Origin of the sequence: Pseudomonas sp., assembly GCF_049590575.1 — a bacterium.
GTDB lineage: Bacteria > Pseudomonadota > Gammaproteobacteria > Pseudomonadales > Pseudomonadaceae > Aquipseudomonas.
Genome location: NZ_JBAWDE010000398.1, coordinates 1 through 3,212, shown reverse-complemented (window position 1 = coordinate 3,212; position 3,212 = coordinate 1). Strand labels below are relative to the sequence as shown.

Here is a 3,212-nt window from a genome sequence, read left to right as displayed (position 1 = left end):
TCTGGTAGTCAACCGAAAGAATGCGGCCTGCTTCATAACGCAAGAACAGCGAACGCCCGACGCCGTTATCCAGCCGCTCGATCCGCCCGGAATAATCCCGGGAAATGCGCAACCGGTTGTCGTACGCATCGCTGATGGCTGTCAGCACACCGTCGCGAAAGTGGTAGAAACGTGATGCCTGAGCCAGCACCAACTCATCAGCCGACGAACCCAAGTAAATCGCCGCTTCAGCCAGGCTATTGGTGATCGCTGGTCGAGTGGAGGAGGGCATCGGAAACTGCGTCGACCGGTTCTCATGATCCGTCCACACCACCGAGTCACCGGAAACCGACAACCGCTGCGCCAGCGAATGACTCCAGCCAAACCCCAACCCGCAATCCACTTCCACCGCACTGGTGCGATACAACCGCGTCCACTCAAACGGCAAAACCCCGTCCAGCGCACCATCGGTCAGCGTCAGCAATTCCTCGCCGGTCACCATCGACACCGGGCAGCCATTGGTGACGGTCTTGTCCGCAGGCGCCGCCACTTCCCCATTCGGATTTCGAGCAGAAGCAGGCACATCGTCGACATGCTCCTGCCGAACCAACGCCGTTTTCTGGGATTTGTTCCGAACCGCCGGCACCGGGTTGGAAACCAGCTGATCCCCCACCTTCAACGGCACCGCTGGCACCGTCTTGATCGCTGTGGCCGGGCTGCCCAGCAACAGCGGTTTAACCGCCTCGACATGCGTTTCTAACTTGGGCCCGACCAAATGAGTGGCCAGCAATTCCAGCCAGCGGCGTGCATTGCCGGATTTGATATGGCTCAACACCTGTGTGCCAAGGCGCACACCGACCCCCATCGCGCCCGCCACCCTGACCAGCAGCAGGTTGATCAACACCTCGCCGGTGATTTCGCCCATCAGCTCATTCATCTGCGGCGGCGGCAACAAGCGCATCCAACTGACCATCGCTGCCACGTGAATAAACAGCAGCGGCTCATCGCTAAGCACCAGCAAACCAAGGGCTATCCTGTCCTTGCTCAGCTTCAGAAGCTCATCGAGTTCAACTTGAGAAACGTATTGCAGCAACTTTTCACTGTTGGCCTGCAGGTCCCCCAGCAGGTCGTACAGCTGGGTGACGTTGTCCCACAGGTTGTAAAGCGCGTTGCCCATTCCGCTGAGAAACGCCGCTTCCACCACCCTGCGACGGTCCAGCGGGGTAGCGTCGGAATAGTCTTTCCATTGAGGCTTGAAGGTGCTCGCCCACTCTTCTTGCAGACGCGCTTCCAGCCCCTTGATCACCAACTGATAAGACGCATACAGCGCCTTGACGTGATCCTTGGAGATGTTGGGATAGAAACTGATCAGATACTGCTGGTTGCGATCACACTCGGTGATTTCAAGAATGCCGCTGGGGCCGATGGTTTTATGAATGGACGAACCCAACGGGCTGCCATCCGCTGCAATGGCTTGCAGCATCACCGGCGTGTTGCCGATGGGCACAAACTGCGTACTCTGAAACATGTGCACCAGCGTTAAACTACCGTTGGCCCGGCATGTGGCAACGGTGGTGCTGGGAAGCAGGGAGCGGTCAATCGGCGCGACCAGCGTCACCTCTTCCCCGACCTTGAACACCTGCTCGACGTCCAGTGCCGAAAAGCTCCAGAAGCTTTCGGCCCACTCGTCAAAGGTGTTCAGGCATGCTCGAAAGTCACGCAAGACGCTTTCAGCATCGACCGTCTTCGCGTCCATAGGGGCAAGGGCCAGCCGGCCGATAGCCCGGTTCAAGTCATAGCCCCATGGACTTGGGCATCAAGAAGAAAAACCATCTGCAATCCCTCGCACTGTGTGATCAGGCGAAGAACTTTGCAGTGGTTTTATGGATAGGGCTGTAGTGCTTGTCCGGCTGCTAGGTGGGATGTTTCTGTAGTCTTTGTCGGCGTGGTGTGGCCAGTGCCGAACGCGGCGAACCCCGGTTAGACTTGCCTGTCGATATCAACAATGCCTGGCCCGCCGTCACCCAAGGAAGCCCCATGTATCCAAGCCGCCTGATCCTGTTTCTCACTGCTTTGCTGGTGCTGGCAGGTTGCTCCACCCCACGCGGCCCGCAACAGCCGGAACGCAGCGAGACCGAGGTAAAAGCGCAGATTGTGCGCTTGCTGCCCACAACTGTGCCGGACCGCAACGGCTGGGCCCAGGACATCTATACCGCCTTCGACACCCAGGAAATCTATCCCAGCACTGAAAACATCTGCGCCGTGCTCGCGGTGACCGAGCAAGAGTCGACTTACCAGGTCGACCCGCCGGTGCCGAACATGGGCAAGATCGCCCAGGATGAGATGCTGCGCCGGGCGGGCAAAGTGCATGTGCCGGCATTCGTGGTGCGCAGCGCCCTGCAACTGCGCTCGCCCACTGGTAAGTCCTACGCTGATCGCCTGAGTGCCGCGCGCACGGAAAAAGACCTCAGCGGTATTTTCGACGATTTCATCAGCATGGTGCCCTTGGGCAATACGCTGTTTGGTGGTTTCAACCCGGTGCACACCGCGGGGCCGATGCAGGTCAGCATCGATTTTGCGCAGAAACAGGCGCGGGGTTATCCCTACACGGTGGACGGCACTATTCGGCGTGAAGTGTTCACTCGGCGTGGCGGCATGTACTTCGGCATCGCGCACTTGCTCGGCTACCCGGTCAATTACGACCAGCCGCTGTATCGCTTTGCCGACTTCAATGCCGGGTGGTACGCCAGCCGTAATGCGGCGTTCCAGGCCGCCGTCAGCCGCGTCTCGGGCACCGAGCTGGCGCTGGATGGCGACTTGATTCGCTATGGCTCATTGCTCCCAGGCACCACTGAGCTGGCGGTGCGCTCCCTGGGGGCGAAGCTGGATATGCGCAACCCGAGCATCCGCAGCCAGCTGGAGCAGGGCGAGCAGTTGGACTTTGAACAGACCACCCTCTACCAGCGCGTGTTCGCCCTGGCCGACAAGGCGGCCGGCAAACCGATGCCGCGGGCGATACTGCCGGGAATCGTGCTCAAGAGTCCGAAGATCACCCGCAACCTGACTACCGCGTGGTTTGCCAAACGCGTAGATGAGCGCTATCAGCGCTGTATGAAGCGCTGATCACGCGCGGCAACAGGATCGCTCGCACGGTGCCGGAAGCTTTTGTTTAATTGCTGCGCAGTCACTAACGATGTAGATCCAAATTGTGGGAGCGGGCTTGCTCGCGAAGG

General features: G+C 59.5%; 2 protein-coding genes. One reads left to right on the top strand and one right to left on the bottom strand.

Annotation, left to right across the window (positions count from 1 at the left end):
- Nucleotides 1–1,735: DUF6531 domain-containing protein (locus WBR57_RS28080; RefSeq protein WP_424088495.1), on the bottom strand; the 1,735-nt coding region annotated here is incomplete at its 3' end.
- Nucleotides 1,736–2,016: 281 nt separating this feature from the next.
- Between WBR57_RS28080 and WBR57_RS28075 the strand changes: the two genes are divergently transcribed.
- Complete coding sequence (locus WBR57_RS28075) at nucleotides 2,017–3,102, top strand: DUF1615 domain-containing protein (RefSeq protein WP_424088493.1); 1,086 nt, start codon at nucleotides 2,017–2,019, stop codon at nucleotides 3,100–3,102.
- The last annotated feature ends 110 nt before the right edge of the window (nucleotides 3,103–3,212 follow it).

Coding starts and splice junctions, on each gene's coding strand:
- WBR57_RS28075 (WP_424088493.1), top strand. CDS start 2,017: ATGTATCCAAGCCGCCTGATCCTGTTTCTCACTGCTTTGCTGGTGCTG.